10 protein-coding genes and 1 CRISPR repeat array (1 of these 11 cut by a window edge) are annotated in these 14932 nt (G+C 68.9%); of the genes, 4 read left to right on the top strand and 6 right to left on the bottom strand.

The annotated features are described in order from the left end of the window. Positions 1-3945: direct repeats of the CRISPR family, unit length 37 nt; unit sequence GTCGCTCCTCGTGACCGCGAGGAGCGTGGGTTGAAAC (it extends 1247 nt beyond the left edge of the window). 108 nt (positions 3946-4053) lie between these two features. The 3 genes from K8640_RS35520 (at position 4054) to K8640_RS35510 (ending at position 6207) form a co-directional block, all read left to right on the top strand. Next, on the top strand, positions 4054-4776 hold the full coding sequence (locus K8640_RS35520) for a double-CXXCG motif protein (protein WP_223751142.1): 723 nt from the start codon (positions 4054-4056) through the stop codon (positions 4774-4776). A gap of 104 nt (positions 4777-4880) precedes the next feature. Then, on the top strand, positions 4881-5462 hold the full coding sequence (locus tag K8640_RS35515) for an imm11 family protein (RefSeq protein WP_223751141.1): 582 nt from the start codon (positions 4881-4883) through the stop codon (positions 5460-5462). 22 nt (positions 5463-5484) lie between these two features. Next, positions 5485-6207, top strand: a complete 723-nt coding sequence (locus tag K8640_RS35510) for a double-CXXCG motif protein (RefSeq protein ID WP_223751140.1) — start codon at positions 5485-5487, stop codon at positions 6205-6207. Here the strand turns inward: K8640_RS35510 and K8640_RS35505 are convergent. From K8640_RS35505 to K8640_RS35480, 6 genes are all read right to left on the bottom strand, one after another. Then, positions 6199-6891 (bottom strand): YqiA/YcfP family alpha/beta fold hydrolase, encoded by a 693-nt coding sequence (locus tag K8640_RS35505; protein ID WP_223751139.1) that lies wholly within the window; start codon positions 6889-6891, stop codon positions 6199-6201. The genes K8640_RS35510 and K8640_RS35505 overlap by 9 nt on opposite strands. Positions 6892-6941: 50 nt before the next feature. Continuing rightward, positions 6942-7292, bottom strand: coding sequence for a calmodulin (locus K8640_RS35500; RefSeq protein ID WP_223751138.1), 351 nt, complete (start codon positions 7290-7292; stop codon positions 6942-6944). Between the two features lie 133 nt (positions 7293-7425). After that, positions 7426-8706 (bottom strand): reverse transcriptase family protein, encoded by a 1281-nt coding sequence (locus tag K8640_RS35495; protein WP_223751137.1) that lies wholly within the window; start codon positions 8704-8706, stop codon positions 7426-7428. A 165-nt stretch (positions 8707-8871) separates the two neighbouring features. Continuing rightward, complete coding sequence (locus K8640_RS35490; protein ID WP_223751136.1) at positions 8872-10494, bottom strand: SWIM zinc finger family protein; 1623 nt, start codon at positions 10492-10494, stop codon at positions 8872-8874. Then, positions 10491-12434 carry a gliding motility protein gene (locus tag K8640_RS35485; protein WP_223751135.1) on the bottom strand — a complete coding sequence of 648 codons (1944 nt, stop codon included), beginning with the start codon at positions 12432-12434 and terminating at the stop codon, positions 10491-10493. Before K8640_RS35485 ends, K8640_RS35490 begins: the two co-directional genes overlap by 4 nt. 52 nt (positions 12435-12486) lie before the next feature. Beyond that, the gene (locus tag K8640_RS35480) at positions 12487-13080 is read right to left on the bottom strand and encodes a hypothetical protein (protein WP_141323493.1); all 594 of its coding nucleotides are present in this window, start codon (positions 13078-13080) and stop codon (positions 12487-12489) included. A 213-nt stretch (positions 13081-13293) separates the two neighbouring features. Between K8640_RS35480 and K8640_RS35475 the strand changes: the two genes are divergently transcribed. After that, a complete protein-coding gene (locus tag K8640_RS35475; RefSeq protein ID WP_223751134.1) occupies positions 13294-14478 on the top strand; it encodes an AAA family ATPase in 1185 nt (394 codons plus the stop codon). Positions 14479-14932 lie beyond the last annotated feature (454 nt).

Below are 14932 nucleotides of genomic sequence, written 5' to 3'. Positions count from 1 at the left end.
CCGCACCAGGGCGCGCCTGACGGTGCGTCGCTCCTCGTGACCGCGAGGAGCGTGGGTTGAAACCTTCCCCGCAGTCTCCAGCCTGGCGCGGGGCCGTCGCTCCTCGTGACCGCGAGGAGCGTGGGTTGAAACGTTGTAGAAGTCCTGCGCCATGACGAAGTCCGGGCGTCGCTCCTCGTGACCGCGAGGAGCGTGGGTTGAAACGGCGTGAAACCGGCCTCACGCATGCCGGCCTTGTCGCTCCTCGTGACCGCGAGGAGCGTGGGTTGAAACTCACGCAACATGGGGCGGATGAGGTCCCACGTCCGTCGCTCCTCGTGACCGCGAGGAGCGTGGGTTGAAACCACTCCGGGCAGCGGCGGCGCGTCGCGGCCTTCTGTCGCTCCTCGTGACCGCGAGGAGCGTGGGTTGAAACACCTCGACGCGGTACAGGGCGTACTTGTCCTTGAGTCGCTCCTCGTGACCGCGAGGAGCGTGGGTTGAAACATCGCGGGGGACAGCGACTCCACCGCCCGGAAGTCGCTCCTCGTGACCGCGAGGAGCGTGGGTTGAAACTCTGCGGCGCGGGCGCGCGCGTCAGCGATTGAAGTCGTCGCTCCTCGTGACCGCGAGGAGCGTGGGTTGAAACTGGCTCGACACGCTCAGCATGAGCCGCGCCCTGTCGCTCCTCGTGACCGCGAGGAGCGTGGGTTGAAACAAGGCCGGCGACGCCTTCTCCTTCGCGACCACGGTCGCTCCTCGTGACCGCGAGGAGCGTGGGTTGAAACTGCGCCAGAGGTGGAGGAGTTGGTGGACGCGAAGGTCGCTCCTCGTGACCGCGAGGAGCGTGGGTTGAAACCAGACGACGTGCGTTTCGGACTCCGCGCCGTCAGTCGCTCCTCGTGACCGCGAGGAGCGTGGGTTGAAACTCCCCCACCTCGGACAGCGCCGCGCGCAGCGGCAGTCGCTCCTCGTGACCGCGAGGAGCGTGGGTTGAAACTGGAGCTCCGCCCGAGCCGGGCGCGGCACCATGTCGCTCCTCGTGACCGCGAGGAGCGTGGGTTGAAACATGAGGTAGCCGGTGAACACCTTCTCCCCGTCCAGTCGCTCCTCGTGACCGCGAGGAGCGTGGATTGAAACACCCGTACATCCACTCGAGGCAGTGCCACGTGGTCGCTCCTCGTGACCGCGAGGAGCGTGGGTTGAAACTCGAGTCCCTCCGGTGACCGCATGGGCCCAGGAAGTCGCTCCTCGTGACCGCGAGGAGCGTGGGTTGAAACCATGCCGCTCGGTCGGGGTAGTCCGCCGCCATCGTCGCTCCTCGTGACCGCGAGGAGCGTGGGTTGAAACAATGATAGGCGCAGCCTCGCGCGTCGCTTGGGCCGTCGCTCCTCGTGACCGCGAGGAGCGTGGGTTGAAACGTCAGCTCGCGCTTGATGTTCATCGCCTCCTGGGTCGCTCCTCGTGACCGCGAGGAGCGTGGGTTGAAACTGTACCACGGGGATGCACAGGCGCGCGGCCTCCGTCGCTCCTCGTGACCGCGAGGAGCGTGGGTTGAAACAGCTGCGCCTCCTGCTTCGCCGCCAGCTTGGGGGTCGCTCCTCGTGACCGCGAGGAGCGTGGGTTGAAACACCAGCAGAGGTAGAATTCAGGCGAAGTTGAAGGTCGCTCCTCGTGACCGCGAGGAGCGTGGGTTGAAACATCGGCGGCGTCTACGGCAGCCTCAACCAGCAGGGTCGCTCCTCGTGACCGCGAGGAGCGTGGGTTGAAACAGGGCCTCAAGCTCATCGTCGGTCAGCATCGGAAGTCGCTCCTCGTGACCGCGAGGAGCGTGGGTTGAAACTCAGGCGGGAGGCGCGTCAGTTTCTCGTACAGCGTCGCTCCTCGTGACCGCGAGGAGCGTGGGTTGAAACACGTGTCACCGGCCGATACGGCGTTGTCGAGAAGTCGCTCCTCGTGACCGCGAGGAGCGTGGGTTGAAACGCGCGCGCGGCCTTGTGCGCCGCGAGGTCCTTCGGTCGCTCCTCGTGACCGCGAGGAGCGTGGGTTGAAACATGTTGTTCGCACCGGCCGAGGCGGGCGGACGCCTGTCGCTCCTCGTGACCGCGAGGAGCGTGGGTTGAAACGCACCGTCCTCCGCGCCGAGTGTCTCGGCGCGGTCGCTCCTCGTGACCGCGAGGAGCGTGGGTTGAAACCCCGGGCCCGCGTTGCACAAGCTGCGCTCAGGTGGTCGCTCCTCGTGACCGCGAGGAGCGTGGGTTGAAACCAGGAGGAGATTCGCAGCATGCGCCCGGGGCAGTCGCTCCTCGTGACCGCGAGGAGCGTGGGTTGAAACCACTGGTCACGGCCGCCACGCCCAGGTGTCGGCGTCGCTCCTCGTGACCGCGAGGAGCGTGGGTTGAAACCACTCGGCGGGGAAGCGGTCCACGCGCGAAGGTGCGAAGTCGCTCCTCGTGACCGCGAGGAGCGTGGGTTGAAACTTGACCACTTGGCGCGCCTCGACCGCGCCGGAGGTCGCTCCTCGTGACCGCGAGGAGCGTGGGTTGAAACTCCGTCTCCGCTACCACCTCCCCATGCACCATGGTGTCGCTCCTCGTGACCGCGAGGAGCGTGGGTTGAAACTGGTTCGCGGTGCCCACGTCCTTGGCGCCCCGCGTCGCTCCTCGTGACCGCGAGGAGCGTGGGTTGAAACTCAGCGGTCAATGCTCATATCCGGGCGCTGTCCGTCGCTCCTCGTGACCGCGATGAGCGTGGGTTGAAACCCATGTCGAATGCGACCAAGCAGTACACGTCCACGTCGCTCCTCGTGACCGCGAGGAGCGTGGGTTGAAACTCCCCCTCGCCGCACCAGCGATGAAACGTGGTGTCGCTCCTCGTGACCGCGAGGAGCGTGGGTTGAAACACGTGCTCGGGGCGGTCGAGGGCGCGGAACAGCAGTCGCTCCTCGTGACCGCGAGGAGCGTGGGTTGAAACCAGCGAGTCGGGGCACCTCATGGGCGGCCCCCGCAGTCGCTCCTCGTGACCGCGAGGAGCGTGGGTTGAAACAACGCCGGGGCGACCGAGGCCGACATTTGGCCCGTCAGTCGCTCCTCGTGACCGCGAGGAGCGTGGGTTGAAACTTCTACGTGGCCAAGGCCTCCCGCTCCGAGCGCGGTCGCTCCTCGTGACCGCGAGGAGCGTGGGTTGAAACGATGACGTCGAACGCGGCGTCGCCGGGATCCACCGACAGTCGCTCCTCGTGACCGCGAGGAGCGTGGGTTGAAACGTGACCCCAAGGTCATGGCCGAAATCATCGAGGGTCGCTCCTCGTGACCGCGAGGAGCGTGGGTTGAAACTCTTGCATGCGTCTCTCCCGGCTGACGGTGGCGTCGCTCCTCGTGACCGCGAGGAGCGTGGGTTGAAACGCAATGGCGTCAAGCAACTCGGACTCAATGGGCGTCGCTCCTCGTGACCGCGAGGAGCGTGGGTTGAAACACGGACCGCATCCTCGCGGAGAACGCCGGGCTGTCGTCGCTCCTCGTGACCGCGAGGAGCGTGGGTTGAAACCGGTTCCGGGGCCATCTGTCTTTGGCCCGCGTTTGTCGCTCCTCGTGACCGCGAGGAGCGTGGGTTGAAACCTCGATGTGGAGCCAGTCGTGCTGTTGCGTGCGTCGGGTCGCTCCTCGTGACCGCGAGGAGCGTGGGTTGAAATATCACGGACGCGGGCAACGAAATCCTGGTGAAGTCGCTCCTCGTGACCGCGAGGAGCGTGGGTTGAAACTCCATGTCCAGCCAGAGCGTGAGCTGCACCTGTCGCTCCTCGTGACCGCGAGGAGCGTGGGTTGAAACCAGGCGTCATCGTTCGACACAATCGGCTCGTCGTCGCTCCTCGTGACCGCGAGGAGCGTGGGTTGAAACGGTGCGCCGGCCCGGTGGCACCACCACGAACTGTCGCTCCTCGTGACCGCGAGGAGCGTGGGTTGAAACCAGCACGCTGGTTAGAATGCCCTGCAGATGGGGTCGCTCTCCGTCACGGCAGAGAGCCTGAGGCGCATGCCTCAACCAGATGATCTAAGGTCCAATGTCGGAGAGGGGATGGCGCGATTCTTCTGGGTAGACGAAGACAACGCGGTCGTGCGCCGGCATGGCGGTGAGGTTCATGGCGGGCGCAAGTGGAAGCTCCCTGGGTTGCTGCGGTGCCCGACGTGTGATGCCACGTGGAGTGGCTCCGGACATTTCTTCCCTGGCGTGGACCTGTCCTCGCTGCCAGAGCGTCGTGAACTCGAGAGGGCGAGGCCCGAGCCTCTTCCCGAGCTCGACCGCTTGCGTGCGCTGGTTCGCCCCTTCACCCCCTCAGGTGCCGCACTGCCTCCCGGAACAGGCTTCGGACCGCTGGAGGGAACGGGATTCGGAAAGCTCCCGGCGTTTGCCTGGGTCGTCGAGGTGCTGCTCGTCCACCAGCAAGCCCTGGAGATGCTCCAGGCGGAAGGTCTCCGAGGTCTCCAGGGGTTCCCTGCCGAGCTGAGGTTCCGACAGAAGAATCCACCAGCTCTGGTCGAGCTGCAGGCTCCGCCACTGGGACGACTGCACCCGGATTGCTTTCCTCCGAGTCATCCTCCCCCATGCCCGACCTGTGGTCGGCTGGGACTCCGGCGGCCTGATGAGCCCATCCTGGAGGCGGCTTCTCTTCCCACGGACATCGACCTGTTCCGTGTGGGCAACTTCGCCACGATGGTCATTGGCACCTCGCGCTTCAAGGAGGCAGTCGAACAACTCGGGCTCGATGGCCTCACCTTCCGCGAACTCCCCCTTCGTTGAGGCTCGTTCGGGAGACCGCGTGGGACTGTGCGAGGATGTCAGCCGCCTTCTCGACTCCAGGTCGTGGGCTTTGGCGCTCGATTGTTCCCAGCGAGGGGTGGTGGATGTCCGGTGAGAACTTCTACGACCTGGGGATTGCGGACCTCCCTCAGTGGGTCCTGGAGCTGCCTGTTCTGGCTGCTGGTGGCGAGTTGGAAGACCCCTGGATGTTCGGAGATGGAAGGCACCTTCCCGACCCAGGACCGCTGAGGAGCAGACCGTTTCGTGATGGACCGCAGCGGTCTTTCTCCGTGGCGAACGCAGGGCGAACTCCTATCGCGGATGAACAGGTCGCGAGGGTCTTTCTCACGCTGGCCCCAGACGACGTCCAGGCCTTCCTCATCGAGGTCGAGGGCGCGAAGACGGCGCTCTACATCATCAATGCAACCCGGTGCTTCAATTGCGTCGATGAGGAGAGCTCCTTGGAAGTGCAGCGCTACCCTCCAGAGGATGTCGCGCCCGAAAGGGTGGGGATGTACCGCGCTATTCACGGGCTGCGCATCGACCCGTCCAGGACAGCGGGAGCCCGTGTCTTCCGGCTACAGGGCTACTCCTCCGCGTTCATTGTCTCCGAGGAGATCAAGAGTGCATTGGAGGAAGTCGGGAATCTTGGAGTGACGTTCGAGCGCGTCACTGGACCGCGCTGAAGACGGATGAAGGTGGGGACACATGGGGCGGTTCTTCTGCATCGGTGAAGACACGGAGACCGTGGCCGGATACGGCGGGAGCTTCAATGCCGAGCATCGGTGGTTCCTGCCCGGAGTGAAGGACTGTCCCGGCTGTCGCGCGAGCTGGAGTGACCTCGGCTGCTCCTACCCCAGTGTCGACCTGTCCCCCATCGCGGAGCACCGCTCGTTCGAGGAGAACAGGTCCGAACCCTTCACGGAGTTCGTGCGACTGCGTGAGCTCGTCCGCCCGCTGCTCCCTCCCGGTTCCCCACTGCCTCCAGGCACGGAGCTCGGTCCCCTCACCGGCAAGGCGCTCGGGAAGTTCCCTTCGTTCTCCTGGTTCATCGCTTCGCTCGTCGTGAACCTCGGGGACCTGGAATCACTCCAGGAACAGGGACTGACAGGACTCGTCGGTCACCCCACCGCGCTGACGGCGCGTCAGAAGCCCGTGACGGACCTGGTGGAACTCGAGGTCCTCTCTCGCGGCTCCCTGCATCCCGCTTGCTTCCCTCGGAACACACTCGCGCCTTGCTCGACCTGCGGTCGGCTCGCGCTCCGTCGTCCCGACAAGCCCATCCTCGACGCGGCCTCACTGCCCACCGACCTGGACCTGTTCCGCCTCACGAACTCCTCCGCGCTGCTCATCGTCACCGAGCGCTTCAAGGACGCTGTCGAAGCGCTGGGACTCGATGGCCTCACCTTCGCCGAAGTGACCTCACGCTGAACCGCCCCAGGGGCGCAGGAACGCCTCCGTCTGCTCAAGGATGAAGGGCAGGGACGCGGTCAGCTCGTGGCCGTCGTCCACCTCCACCAGCTTCACGTTGCGACGGCCCTGGGCCCACTGGCGCGAGTTGCCGATGTCACACGTGTCGTCCGCTCGCCCATGGATTAAGAGCGTGGGCACCCTCACGTCGGGCCAGTTCCCCAGGCGCTCGTCCAACGCCAGCGCGTCCTCGACGAAGCCCCAGTGGACTTTCGACGTGCGCTTCTCCACGAAGTCCTCCGTCGGAATCCAGCCCGTCGTCCGCCAGTGCTCCCAGAGCGCCTCGCCCATCCGCTTTCGCAGCTGCGTCACGATGTGGAACGCCGGCGCCATCAACACCAGGCCACACACCCGCGCGTCCTCCGCCGCGACTCTCGCCGCCGTCAGCCCTCCCAGGCTCGAACCCAACAACACCACCCGGTCCTGCTTCCCACCCAGCGCCGCTCTCACCGTGTCCGTGATGGCGCTCAGCTTCAGCTCCTCGAACGAGGGCACCCGCAGGTTCAACCGCTCGATGTGGACGCCCAACGGCTCGAAGTGGCGGCTCAACGCCAGACCCTTCGTCGAGTTCGGGCCGGACGCGAAGCCATGCAGATACATGAAGCGAGGAGCCAGGGGCGCGGGCGCTGGAGGAAGGTCGCTCATGTCCTCCACTGTAACGTCGCCCCGGGCCCCCGGCTCAGGTGATTCCCCGGTCACTTCACCTCACGCGCGAGCCTCGAGTCCCACGGGCACCAATGGCCACCCGGCAGGAACGCGCCCCCCGCCTCGTCCAGGTGGTCCTCCACGTACGTCATGTTCGCGTCGCAGACCTCGATGGCCACCTCGAAGAAATTGATGGTCGACGGGTCCAGGTGGAACGAGAACCTCGGGTTGTACGGCTGGGTCCGCTTCATGATGCGCCCATGCACGTGGATTCGGTTCTTCTCCTCGCCGGAGAGAATCCTCCGGGCGTGGGCAATCGTGTTCTCGTCCGTCAGCTCGATGACGAACTCGACACCGGGGGAGCTCGGCTGCGTGAAGGCGAAGCGGGCGGCGTTGGCCATGGGGCGACTCCTGTGAGGGTGAGGAGCGCCGATGTAGAGGCCCTTCAACTCCCTCACCACGCGCCCGCAGGGCAGGTGTGGAGAACCGGTGCATTCCTCGCGCTCCCCCGCAGCCTTTTCGACAGCGGGCCACTCACCCTCGCGGCTTGCGTCGCCTCGCGAGACGAGCCGCGTGCTCCGGATTCAACATCTTCACGTACGCCAGCATCCCGTCGATGCGCGCGCGCTGCTTCGCGTCCCCGCCGTCCTCCTGGTGGATCATCGCCCGCAGCTTGCGCCGCTCCTCGCGAGACAGCCCGAGCCCCGCGTTCACCGTCACGCCCGTGACGCGCTGTCGTCCACCCCGACGCTGCACCCGCGTCTTCGCGGCGTTCACCTCGAAGCCCTCGTCCCTCACGTACCTCGCGGCGAGCGCTCGCACCTTCTCCATCGCCCCCACGTCATCCCCGGAGAACGTCAGGTCATCCGCGTAGCGCGTGTACGTCGCCCCATACCTCCGCGCCAGCCCCGCGAGCCGCCGGTCCAAGCGCATCACCACCGCGTTGCACAGCCCGGGGCTCGTCGGCGCGCCCTGCACGCACGAGCGCGGCCCCACCGGCACGTGGAACACCGTCCCCTCCACCTCCACCGGCTGCCGCTCCGCCTCCGTCATCCACACCGCCAGCGTCGCCGCCACCGGATAGCCATACCCCAACGCGAGCAGCAGCCCGCGCACCCGCCCCACCGTGACCGACGGGAAGAAGTCCTTCACGTCCAGCTTCAACACCACCCGACGCCCCACGTGCGGCGCCGCGCCCGTCTTGATGGAGCGCCCCGACACGAAGCCGTGCGCGTGCTCGCTGCAAGGCAGCTTCGCCACCAGCAACGTCAGGAGCCGACGCTGCACCGCCTTGAGCTTGCGCTTGGGCGCATGCAGCAGCCGCGTGCCCCCCGAGCGCTTCGGCACCGAGAACGTCACGTAGTGCGACACCCGCTCCCGGACCCGGTGTGTCGCGTAGTGCCGGAGCTGGCCCACGGTGAGCTCCAGCGCCGCCGCCACGTCCTCCTCCGTCCGCCACACCGGCAGCCCGTAGCGCGTCAGCTGTGCCTCGTCCGTCAGCAGGTCGCGCACGTCGCGGTTGCGCGTGCGGAACGTCGTGGAGAAGAAGCGCCGCGCCTCACCCCGGGTCATCAGGGGCTTGCGGCCCGGGGTGTAGACGCGCCTGCCCTTGGGCAGGAGTCGCGCGTCCCGGATGATTTCGCGCCGGTGTCCGGGCTTCAGCGGGCCCGAGGTGGCCACCGTCTCCCGCACCACGTCCGCCGCGCGTCCGCTCGCGTCGCGCGTGGAGGCGTCGAGCCGCGAGACATCCCGCGTCACCGGCTTCGGGGTGAAGAGCCCCTTGAACCAACCCAGCGTCGAGTCGAACCAGCTCATGGTGCTCCGGGAGGGGCCAGGGGACGACCTGCGAGGCGCTGGACCCGGGGCTCCCTGCGTTCCGTACGCAGGGACCCTGGAGAAGAAGTGGGGACAAAACACCGCCGCGGCGAAACACCGCGGCACCGACGGCTCATCTGTGAGCCCCAGCCCTTCCCGTGAGCGTCACCGGTTATCGTCATCGCCGCCGTCCTCGTCAAGCGTCTCGCCCTCGCCGTCCTGGTCGCTCCGGGCCTCGGGCCTCTCCGCCTGTCGGAGCGCCTCCAGCGCGGCCTCCGAGGGCGCCGCCGAGCTCGCCCGCTCCTTGCGCCGTGCCTTCGCCACCCGCAGCAGCGCGAGCAGGTGCGCGCACGGCCCGTGGTTCATCAGGTTCTCGCGGAAGAACTCGCACTTGCACGTGCCGAACAGCAGCCGGTCCTCGTCGTTCAGCACCAGCTCCACGGCGGTCTGCGGACCCACGCTCCCGTGCACCACCCAGTCGCGATGCACGACCTCGCGCAGCACGTGGCCCTCGGGCGTCGGCAGCTTGCGCACCTTGCGCGTCTCGCGCACGTCCTCGCTGGTCACGACCACCTGGCCCACCGCCGTCAACCGCTCCGCCTCCTCGCGCCTCGGGTCCGGCGGATACATCCGTCCCAGGTCCACCGGCGTCGCGAACAGCTCACGGTGACGCCAGCGCCGCGCCTCGACGTCGAACATCACCCGTCCCGCCGCGCACTGCGCCGCCAGCGCTGTCGCCACTCGCGCCTTGTCCGCGCCCAGGGCCTGAACGACCTCGTCCGTGGACGCGTGGAAGCGCTCGCGCAAGAGCCCGAGCACGCGTGCCGCCAGCGCCTCGTCCCGCTCGGGCTCCAGGAGCAGGTCCATCCCCGCCGTGCCCGTCCACCGGTTCGCCGTCCACCCGGACAGCCCCAGCACGAAGCGCACGCGCGGCCCCAGGTGCACGCTGTAGAAGTGCGGCAGCGCGCGGCCCTTCAGGTACACGTCCACCGAGTCCGCGTACGGCAGCAGCGGCTCGAGCAAGCGCAGCCGACGCCGTCCCCACGTGCGCACCGTGCGCGGCTCCGTGTGTCCATGCACCGCGCCTCGCAGCGGCACCACCTGCTCCCAGGGCTCCAGCACCAGCCTCGCGTCCTGGTCCGGCGTGAACTCGTACCGCAGCGCTCGCGGTGACACCCGCGCCTTGGTGAAGGTGAGGAAGCGCACCGCGGCGAGCAGGTCCACCGGACGCACCGTCAGCTTCGTGCCCGGCATCGCCATGCCGCCCTGGAGCTGGAGGAAGCCTCTCACCCAGTCGTCCGGCACCTCCACCTTCTGCTCGAAGCGCCCGCCCGCGCGCTCCGTGCGCACCTCGAAGCCCTCGGCGCCCACGCGCAGGTGCGTGTCCCGGCTGGTGCGCAGCTCCCCCAGCGCGGACCACAGCCACGCGGTGAAGTCCACGTTCGTCGTGCCGCAGGCCACCTCGCCCTCGGGCTCGAAGCACTCGCGGTCCACGATGACCATCCCGTACGCGCTCTGGTCCTGGCTGAACGCCTCGAAGAAGACCCGGTCCGGGTGCACGGTGATGATGGGGTCCAGCACTCCCCACCACGTCGAGGTCCACTCGTCCGAGTGCCAGATGAGCTGCCCCAGCGCCTGCAGCGCCAGTCGCAAGGGCAGCACGTCCTTCGCCACCTTCGCGTGGAAGCGCACCGGCCGGTGCTGGTCCACCGACAGGCCCAACAGTGAGCGCTCGCGCGTGGACTCGAAGACGGAGGGCGTCGCGTACGACAGGCCAAAGGTCGTCATGGCGAGGTCTCCTTCGTGGGCGCTGAGAAGACGCGGGGTGTCTCGGCGGGGCCGCGCAGCTCGGGCCAGCGCCGGAGCACCTTCGCCAGCAGCTCCACCAGCTCCTCCTTGGGATAGCGCTGGTCGGGCAGCGCGAAGGCGTCGCGCATCCGGGCGAGCAGCCTTCGCGCCGTGTCCACGTCATGCAGCGCCGCGTTGGTCAGCGCGCCGAAGGCCATCAGCCGCGTGCGACGGTGCAGGGGCCGCAGGAGCGCGGCCTGGAGCACGTCCGTGTTGCTCGCGGCGAGCTCACGCGCGCGCGGGGCGTCGCGACCGAGCAGCCGGAACGCGAGCGCCTGCACGTGAATCTGCGGCGACTCCAGCAGGTCCCTCACCGCGCGCGCGTCCGCGAGGTAGAGCTCATCCGAGCGCATGAGCAACAGCCGCGCGAGCCGGTTCTGCGAGAGGAGCGTCTTGTCCGCCCAGATGGCGTACGCCGGTATCGCCCCGAGCACGTTGGCGGCGCGGCGCGCGAAGACGCCGTCCTCCTTCGGCAGCTCCTCGTAGTGCGTGGCGAGCGCGTCCAGGACCCGAACCCAGTCGCGCTGACGCTTGTTGCCCGCGTGCGTGGGCTGGGCCTGCGTCGCCGCGCGGCTGGCGAGGAAGTCCAGCAGCTCCTCGTCCCGGCGCTCCAGCGCGCGCCCCACCAGCTCCGGGTATGACGAGTGCCAGCCGGAGGACACGTGCATGCGGAACGGGCCGCGGAGCAGCTCCGGGAAGCGCGCGTACAGCATCACCGCCGTGGCGTCCGTCAGCGGCAGCACGCGGGTGACGCCGAGGCCGGGCCGGTTCCACTCGCCGCCGGTGCCCGCGACCTGGAGCAGCCGCCCGCGCGTCACCGCCGGGTCCGCCTTCGCGTCGTGCACCAGCTTGAGCACCTCCTGGTCGAAGGTCTCCGCCGTCGCCGACGTGCGCAGCGCCGCGCCCCACACGTCCTCCCAGCCGCGCACCCGGCACAGCTCCAGCAGGTCCGGCAGGCCCTTGGCGTTCTTGGCTCTGGCGCGAAGGCCGGCCCAACGCGGGAAGACCGTGGACAGGTGCGCGAGCAGGTAGGGCACCACGTCGCGCCCGCGCTTCTCCGCCAGCTCCACGAAGACCTCCGCCGCTCCCGTCGGCGCGACGTCCGGGTGGTGCTCCTCCAGCGCGCGCACCAGCGCCTGGGAGTCCTTCACCGACTGCGTGAGCGCGAACACGTCCGCGCGCCACGCGTCCTCGGTGACGAGCCGGCGATAGAGGGCCCAGGCGAGCTCGGTGTCGCCGCGCGCGAGCAGCCGCTCCCGCAGCGTGGTCCACATCGCGTGCTGCTTCTCCTGGGGAACCCCGGGAGCCCACGCGAAGGGCAGGCGTTGACGGATGAAGGGCCTCGCCAGCTCCGCGTCCACGTCATCCAGCGCGAGCGCCGTCGCCTCGTCGAGGCGCCCCGTCTCCACGTCCAGCTTGGTCAGCACCAGCCGCCGGGCCGCCCGCGTCCTGGCGTCACGGAAGCGCTGGGTGAGGTCCTCGCGCCAGCGGGCCTCGGCCTTCTTCAGGCCCAGGCCCTGCTGCCGCCACTCGTACAGCCGACGGAAGACCTCCACGTCGTCGTGGCGGTCCGCGTCCGCGAGCCACGTCTCCAGCGCGGCGGCGTTCTCGCCCTGCCAGGGGTCCACCCACTTCCCGGTCGCGGTGAGGTTGCCCACCCTCAGCCACGACAGGATGAGCGGACGGAACAGCACGCGGTCCCGCACGTGCAGCGACGGGCCCCACAGCCAGGAGAACTCCCGGAACCAGGGCCGCTGCGCGAGCGCCTCCAGCTGTGCGCGCAGCTCCGCGTTGGACTGTCTGCGCGCGAAGGTGCTCCGGATGGCGGCGTCCATCTCCCGCGCCTCGCGTCGTCTGCGCTGCTCCCAGCTCTCGCTCACACGTGGAGGTCTACACCGTCCGGCCGAGGGTGCGCACGATGGAAGGTGAGGCTCAGAATCGGACCACCGGACCGACAATCACGGACTGGAGGAGCTTGGCGCACTCGTTCACCGACTCGCGCGTGAGCTTCACGTCGCAGAACTGGAACGCGGTGGCGGCGGAGATGCCCCAGCGCGAGCTGAACCAGCCATCCACGCCCACGCGGAAGGCCATGCTCGTGGTGTCCACGTTCTTGCGCAGGAAGGTGCCGAACTCGTCCGGCGCGAAGGTGCTGCCCCAGCTCTTCGACAGCCTGGCGCCCACCCACGGGTTGATGGGCTTGTCCCGGAAGAAGCGCAGCCGCGCCTCGATGCCCACCGCCTTGTAATCCAGTTGCGTCCGCTCCAGGCGGTCCTGCCGGGCCGCGTCCCGCAGCTCGTTGCCCCACGTCTCGGAGACCTCCGCGAGCAGGCCGATGGACAGCCCCGGCGGCGACTCCACGCCCAGGTAGCCGTGCAGCGCGGGGCCCTTCGCGCGCAGGTCGCTCAGGTGGTCCAGGGTGATGCCCGCTCCCAGCGACGCGTAGCCATGCCAGCCATCCGCCACCGCTTGCGTGCCCACGCCGAGCACGCCCACCAGCGCCACCCACTTCGACATCTTTTTCATGGAACGCAGTCTATGTCCGACCTGACGCCGGGGCATGAAGTGGTGTGTCGTGTCATGAAGGCCGGTGGCGTCCCGTCACGAAGGCGCCCCCGGTCGGCCTCGTGGCCATTCCTCTCGCGCTGGAATCCCGGCACCGCGAGGCAGGTGTGTGTCGACTGGAGGGTGTCCGGGGACTCTTCGCGCCGGCCAAGTCCGGCGGTTAGGCTTTCGTGCATGTCCGTCACCTTCGAAGCCGCGGCCAGCGCCGTCCGCGATGCCCTCTCCGACGCGGGTCGGGGGCTGGTCGAGCGCGAGGCCATGGTGGAGCTCATCGCGCTGTCCGCGGTCGCCGGTGAGCACCTGCTCGTCATCGGGCCGCCCGGCACCGCCAAGAGCGAGGCCGTCCGTCGCACCGCTCGCGCGCTGGGCGGCTCCTACTTCGAGTACCTGCTGGGCCGCTTCACCGAGCCGTCGGAGCTGTTCGGTCCGGTGGACCTGCGCAAGCTGCGCGAGGGGCTGGTGGAGACGCAGACCACGGGCATGCTGCCGGAGGCGGACGTCGCGTTCCTCGACGAGGTCTTCCTCGGCTCCACCGCCATCCTGAACACGCTGTTGGGGTTGCTCAACGAGCGGACGTTCCGGCGGGGGCACACGCGGATGAAGTGCCCGCTGCGCGTCTGCGTGGGCGCGGCGAACGCGCTGCCGGAGGACGAGTCGCTCGCGGCGTTCGCGGACCGGTTCCTGGCGCGCATCTTCGTCGAGCCGGTGCCGGACCCGCGACTGGAGGACCTGCTCACCGGCGGCGCGATGCCGTGGGACGCGGAGGGCGGGCGGTGGGTGTCGTTGGAGACGCTCGATGTGCTCTCGCGAGCGGCGCGGGAAGCGGACCTCGCGGCCGTCCGGCCGCAGCTGGCGCATGCGCTGCGCTCGCTGCGCGCGGCGGGGCTGGGGTTGTCGGACCGGCGCGCGGTGAAGGCGCAGCGGCTGGTGGCGGCCGCTGGGGTGCTCGCGGGGCGATTGGTGCCCACGGCCTCGGATTTGTGGCCGCTGGTGTACGTGGTGCCGACGAAGGAGGGACAGGCGCTCGCGCGCGATGTGCTGCGAGAGGTGCTGGCCTCGTCGGAGAACCCGGCGCTCGCGGCGGCGGCGCTGGAGGCGAGTGCTGGTCCCCGGGCGCGCGCGCAGCGGCTCGCGCAGGCGGGACAGGCGCTGCTCGCGGAGCGGCCCGCGTCGGACTCGGCGGAGGCGCTCGCGGTCTGGCGGCTGAAGCTGGAGGGCGTGGCGCGGGAGATGGACGCGAGCTTCGCTCCGGAGTCGCTGAGCGATGACCTGAAGGTGCTGCGCGCGGGGCTCACCGAGGCGCTCGCCGTGAATGGGGTTGCGGCTTCCGAGACGGTGGCCCGGGTGCAAGGGGTCTGAGGCGCACCGAGGGGTCTTCTGGCCCCGGTGCTCGGACCCTGGCGAGGACAGGCTGTGGGGAGGCGTGTGTGTCGAAGCATGGACAGGCGCGGCGTGACGCGGGTGCTCGCCGGGAGCGGACGATGAGCGGGTGTGCGGCGGAGCGCGGACAGGCGCCGTGGGGCGCACGATGCCGCGCTGATGCGGCAGGCTTTCGGCTCGGAGTGCCCGGTGCGAGGCGTGTGGTGGAACACCGGCAGGCGCGGTGGGAGACAGGGCACTTCGTGGGTGCGACAGTCTGCTCGTCGGATGGCGCGCGGTGGTGCACGGACATGCGTGGTGAGTCGTGGGGCGCTTCGCGGGTGCGGCACGCTTGCGCTTGGCGTTGCTCGTCGGGCGGCGCGCGGTGGTGCACGGACATGCGTGGTGAGTCGTGGGGCGCTTCGCGGGTGCGGCACGCTTGCGCTTGGCGTTG

Origin of the sequence: Myxococcus sp. XM-1-1-1 (assembly GCF_020037095.1) — a bacterium.
Classification (GTDB): Bacteria; Myxococcota; Myxococcia; order Myxococcales; family Myxococcaceae; genus Myxococcus; species Myxococcus fulvus.
The sequence above is the reverse complement of the archived record's forward strand: the minus strand, read 5'-3'. Positions and strand labels throughout refer to the sequence as shown.

Coding starts and splice junctions, on each gene's coding strand:
- K8640_RS35520 (WP_223751142.1), top strand. CDS start 4,054: ATGGCGCGATTCTTCTGGGTAGACGAAGACAACGCGGTCGTGCGCCGG.
- K8640_RS35515 (WP_223751141.1), top strand. CDS start 4,881: ATGTCCGGTGAGAACTTCTACGACCTGGGGATTGCGGACCTCCCTCAG.
- K8640_RS35510 (WP_223751140.1), top strand. CDS start 5,485: ATGGGGCGGTTCTTCTGCATCGGTGAAGACACGGAGACCGTGGCCGGA.
- K8640_RS35505 (WP_223751139.1), bottom strand. CDS start 6,891: ATGAGCGACCTTCCTCCAGCGCCCGCGCCCCTGGCTCCTCGCTTCATG.
- K8640_RS35500 (WP_223751138.1), bottom strand. CDS start 7,292: ATGGCCAACGCCGCCCGCTTCGCCTTCACGCAGCCGAGCTCCCCCGGT.
- K8640_RS35495 (WP_223751137.1), bottom strand. CDS start 8,706: ATGAGCTGGTTCGACTCGACGCTGGGTTGGTTCAAGGGGCTCTTCACC.
- K8640_RS35490 (WP_223751136.1), bottom strand. CDS start 10,494: ATGACGACCTTTGGCCTGTCGTACGCGACGCCCTCCGTCTTCGAGTCC.
- K8640_RS35480 (WP_141323493.1), bottom strand. CDS start 13,080: ATGAAAAAGATGTCGAAGTGGGTGGCGCTGGTGGGCGTGCTCGGCGTG.
- K8640_RS35475 (WP_223751134.1), top strand. CDS start 13,294: ATGTCCGTCACCTTCGAAGCCGCGGCCAGCGCCGTCCGCGATGCCCTC.